Annotated in this window: 4 protein-coding genes; 1 reads left to right on the top strand and 3 read right to left on the bottom strand. The window is 64.2% G+C overall.

The window, feature by feature from the left end; genetic code table 11:
- The 3 genes from JHD07_RS32940 to JHD07_RS32930 form a co-directional block, all read right to left on the bottom strand.
- Positions 1-704, bottom strand: a 704-nt coding sequence (locus tag JHD07_RS32940) for a PepSY-associated TM helix domain-containing protein (RefSeq protein WP_291629720.1), incomplete at its 3' end; no start/stop codon positions are given.
- Between the two features lie 2 nt (positions 705-706).
- Complete coding sequence (locus tag JHD07_RS32935) at positions 707-3,031, bottom strand: TonB-dependent siderophore receptor (protein WP_291629718.1); 2,325 nt, start codon at positions 3,029-3,031, stop codon at positions 707-709.
- A 208-nt stretch (positions 3,032-3,239) separates the two neighbouring features.
- Positions 3,240-4,124 carry a dihydrodipicolinate synthase family protein gene (locus JHD07_RS32930; protein WP_366865617.1) on the bottom strand — a complete coding sequence of 295 codons (885 nt, stop codon included), beginning with the start codon at positions 4,122-4,124 and terminating at the stop codon, positions 3,240-3,242.
- Between the two features lie 179 nt (positions 4,125-4,303).
- On the opposite strand from JHD07_RS32930, the gene JHD07_RS32925 reads away from it, so the two are divergent.
- A partial coding sequence (locus JHD07_RS32925; RefSeq protein ID WP_291629715.1) for an FAD-binding oxidoreductase occupies positions 4,304-4,896 on the top strand: 593 nt, incomplete at its 3' end.

Genomic DNA, 4,896 nt, shown 5'->3' with positions numbered 1-4,896 from the left:
CGCGCGAGCAGCCAGGTCACGCCGTCCTTGTACCATTCGAAGGAGAAGTACAGCCCGGTGAGCGTCATCGCCAGATAGACCGGCAGGACCCAGGTGCCGATCACGGCATGCAACGACCGGTGCAGTCCGCGGCCGCTGAGCCCGAGATTTGGCTTCAGCCAGATCTTCACGCTGCCGCCCCGTCGCGGCCAGCGCAGCAAGAGGCCGGAGACGAGCATGACGATGAGGCCGAGTGCGATCGATCCGGTGATCGGGCGTCCCCAGCCCCTGCCGTCGCCGGGAATGAGCAGCCAGCGATGCAGCCTGCGCACGGTCGCGAAGAACGCCTCGCCGCGCGGCGAACCCAGCACGCGCGCATCGTAGGGGTCGACATAGAGCGAGGCCGGCCTTCCGCCGTTGTCGTCCCGGGCGAAGCGGACATGGGCCGCTGCCGCAGGATCGCTGGACAGCGTGATGGCCGAGACCTTGCCGAAATCCTGCGCCGCCTTCAGACGCGCGACCAACACGTCCGGCGTCAGCGCCGGGATTTGACGTGGTGGGACCTGCATGATCCCGGCATTGAGTTGATCGACGATCTCGTCCTCGAAACTCATGATCGCGCCGGTCAGCGCGATCAGGGCGAGCACCAGCGCGAGGACCAGGCCCGCAATGGAATGGACCTGGAATAGGACGGCCTTAACGGTATGTCCCGGCCGCGCCGCCATGGCTAGAATTTCACGGTAGCTGACAGCGAGACGCGCCGCGCATCGCCGATGGCGACGTTGAGATTGTTGACGGCGGAGGGGTAATAGACGGTATCGAACAGGTTCTTGACATTGAACTGATAGATCACCGGCGTGCTCTGGTATTGCATCTCGTAGGTTGCGAAGATGTCGGCAACCACATAGGACGGCAAGAAGAAGCTATTGATGGCATCGCCGGGTCGGTCGCCGACATAGCGCGCGCCACCGCCGAGGCGGAGCTGGCCGGGCAATGCGGTGCCGAAGTCGTAGACCAGGTAGAGCGATGCGGTGTTCAAGGCGACGTTTTGCAGTTTCTTGCCGAGCAGCGTCAGGTCCTCGGACGTCGTGACGCGGGCATCCGTGTAGCCATAGCTTCCGATCAAGGCCCAGCTGTCGGTGAGCCTGCCGGTGACGTCCAGCTCGACGCCGCGCGAGTGGGCGCGGCCGATGGTGTGGAGCTCAACGATGCCGGCGCTGTTGGTCTTCGTCGTCTGCACGTTTCTCTTGTCGAGATCGTAGAACGCCAACGTGCCGGAGATGCGCTTGTTCAGATCGAACTTTACACCGGTCTCGTATGAGACACCTTCCTCGGGCGCGACCCGGGAGTCGATCACGACGCCGATCGGCGCAATGGTCGAATTCGGCTTCAGCGATTCGGTATAGCTCGCGTAAAGCGAGATTTGGTCGGTCAGCTTGAAGATGGCGCCGCCGAGCGGAAGCACCTTGTCCTGGGACACGTTGGTGTTGGTGATGAACGGCTTTCCGCGTCCGGCGATCTGGTCATAGTCCATGTAACGCGCGCCGCCGACCAGAGCAAAACGCTCGGTCAGATGCAGCGTGTCCTGGACGAACAGCGACCATTGGCCGAGCTTGTCGGTCTGGGCGCTGTCGGGGTTCGACGCCGTCGTGCCCGGCCCAATGAGGCCGTAGACGGGATTGTAGACATTGAAGACGGGGGTTGCCTGCCGGATCAGGACATCGCGGTAGATCGTGCGATATTGGCCGTCGCCGCCGAACACCACGTCGTTACGCATGTTGCCGAGCCAGAAACTGCCGGAAATGTAGGACGTTCCGTAGCTGACGTTGCTGAGCGAACTTCCCGTGCCATCGTTGCTACGCGTCTCGGCGCCGGTCGTGAAGTTGATGCCGGTGATACGGAGCTGGTTGGCACTGAAGGTTTCGGTGTTGTAACTATAGCCTGCGTAGAGCTTCCAATCCTGGTTGAACCGGTGCTCGATCGAGGCCTGCATCAGGTCTGACGTGCCCCAAGTGTTATTGAAGGGCTCATCCAGCCGGCGTGTCGCGGGCACCGCGAGCGGCGCCTTTGTCACCGGGTTGAAGGCGGTGCCACGATCGAACGGATAGATGAACTCTCGATGTTCGTAGTTGAGCTGCACCGTGGTGTCCTGGCCGTACCAGGCCAACGACGGCGCAATCAGCATCTCGCGGTGACGGCCGAAATTGCGCCAGTAATCCTCGCTGACGCCATAGCCGATGAAGCGATAGGCGAGGCCCTGATCGCCGATCGGACCGGTGATGTCGAGCAGGCCGTCGGCGCCGGTCTTGGAGGCGCTGAAGGCGGAGCCGAGCAACGTGACGGAGCCGTGCTGATAAAGTTCCGGCCGCTTGCTGATGGTGTTGACGATGCCGCCGGGATCCATAATGCCGTAGAGCAGCGAGGCTGGCCCCTTCAGAACCTCGACGCTTTCCACGGCGGGATTGAGGCTGCGGCCCTGCACCAGCGGCATGCCGTTGCGCATGATCGAGCCGTCGCGATTGTCGCCGAAGCCGCGGCGGATCACGGCGTCCTGGCTGCCCGCGAGCGTGTTGGTCTGGGTGATGCCGGAGACATTGATGAGAGCATCGTCGATGTTGCGCGGGAGCTGGTCTTTCAACACCTGCTCGGGCACGACATTGACGGCCTGCGAGGTATCGAGCGGCGAGGCGCCGCTGCGCAGCGTCGTCGCGCTCGGCATCGCGCGATAACCGAGCTTTGCGGCTTGCTGGGCGGCGGCTTCCGCGGCCGCCCGCTCCGCAAGCGTCGGCGCTGCGGGCGCGGTGTTGCGATTGCGCTGCCGCGCAGCGATTTGCGCGCGGCGTAATGACTGCTCCGATGCCCGTGCCGACTTCGGCCGCTGCGCCGGCGCTTCGACCGTCACCGGCGGCAACGCCGATTGCGCTTGCGCGGACGTCATGTTGGAGGGACATTCGGCGAGCAGTGCAGCCGCTCCGATGAGAAGACCGGCACGGCTCCTGCCGGCACGATGACGGTGGCCGCTGCCGCGCTGGCCACCCACGAAGGCACGCACTTTCTATTCCACTTCAAGTCAAGAACGCTGAAGTGTGCGCCTGTAACAGTGGCTGCGAGCGAAGAGAACCGTAGCCGCGCTTGAATCGCTCTAGTATTGAATCGTTCTAAGTGACGAGCAGTTCTCGCACCAATCTCCGATTGATCCCGCCGCGATCACGGCACGCTGTGCGGGAATTTGCGAAAGCGTGCCGCGCGCGTTTGAGAACTCAGGCGATGGCAGGCGCGACCAACTGGTCCAGCTTTCGCTTGTCGGCGGTGCCGTCGGACAAGGCACGAAGCGGCGGACGAACGCGCAGCCAGCCTGCATCGCCCGTCTGCGCGGCCAGGATCGCCTTCAAGGTCGCGACCAAAGATGGCGTCTTGACCACGATATCGGCCGCAGCCTGGATGCGCGCCTCGGCATCCTTGCCGTCGAGCATGTCCTTGACCAGTTCAGGCGCAATGTTGCCCATGCCGCAGATGGTGCCGGCGCCGCCCGCGGCGATGGCACGGGCGATGTCGGCTTCATTGCCGACCGTGATGGCAAGCTCGGGCACGGCCGCGCGGAACGCCTGAAACTGGTTGAAGTCGCCGCTGGAGTCCTTCAAGCCGGCGACCTGCTTGCCGTAGCGCTTCCGCAAGTTCGCGGCGACCGTCGCCGGGATCGCGACGCCCGACACTTGCGGGATGTGATAGAGCGAGGCGCGCAGCCGTTCGTCGGCGACACCATCGATGATCGCGGCAAAGGCATCCTCGATGCCTTCGGCCGTGATGCTGCGGTCGAAATAGGGCGGCAGCAGCAGGACGTGGCGCAGACCGAAACCAAGCACGGCGCGCGTCAGCGCGATGCTGTCGCTGATGGCGGGAAAGCCGCCGCCGATGCCCATGCGCTCCGGTACGATACCTGCCTCGAGCAAGGCTTCGATGGTCGCGACGCGTTCACTGACATTGAACGAGGTGCCCTCGCCGGTGGTGCCGAACAGCACGACGCCGTCGACGCCCTTGCCGAACAACTGCTTGGCGTGAGCGGCGAGCTTTGCCGAGTCCACGCTGCCGTCGCTCGCCAGCGGCGTCGCCGACGCCACCCAGAACCCGCGAATTGCCTCCATCATCCCATCGACCTTTCTGCTGCCACCCAACCAAGCCTTTGATTCCGAGGAGTCTCAAGGCTGGGCTTTAATCATTGTTTTTACTTTACTTTCCATCTTGTACCTTACATACAAGGCAGAGGCAAATTCTTTTCACCCTTGCGGCGCGCATGAGGCGTAGCTGGTTTCGGAGGAGGTCTGGCATGGACATCGCGGCTCCCGTCGCACGCGCTGACCAAGTGCTCGTTGCACTTCGCGAAAGTCTCGGCGCCGCCGCGGTGCTCACAGGCGCCGATGTGCCGGCGCGCAATTGCAACGACTGGAGCGCGAGCCTGCCGCAGACCCCGCTCGCGGTGATCAGGCCAACCGATGCGCAAGGCGTGGCCGCTGCGATTGCAGCCTGCCGGCAGGCGCGGCTTCCATTCGTGCCGCAGGGCGGACTGACCGGCCTGTGCCGCGGCGCTTCGCCCGAAGCCGGCTGGGTCGCGATCTCGCTCGAGCGCATGACCGGCATCGAGGAGATCGACCCTGCTTCCGCAACCATGACGGTGAAGGCGGGCACGCCGCTGGAGACGATCCAGAAGGCCGCGGACGAGGCCGGCTTCTTCTTCCCGCTCGACCTCGGCTCGCGCGGCTCCTGCGCCATCGGCGGCAATCTCTCGACCAATGCCGGCGGCAACCGCGTGATCCGCTACGGCATGACCCGCGAGCTGGTGCTCGGCCTCGAGGTGGTGCTGCCCGACGGCACCATCATCACCAGCCTCAACAAGCTGATGAAGAACAACGCCGGCTACGA

Source organism: Bradyrhizobium sp. (assembly GCF_016462955.1).
Taxonomy (GTDB): Bacteria; Pseudomonadota; Alphaproteobacteria; order Rhizobiales; family Xanthobacteraceae; genus Bradyrhizobium.
This window is presented reverse-complemented; position numbering and strand designations above follow the sequence as displayed.

Excerpts from the sequence above, each read along its gene's own strand:
- JHD07_RS32930 (WP_366865617.1), bottom strand. The coding sequence starts at position 4,124 with ATGATGGAGGCAATTCGCGGGTTCTGGGTGGCGTCGGCGACGCCGCTG.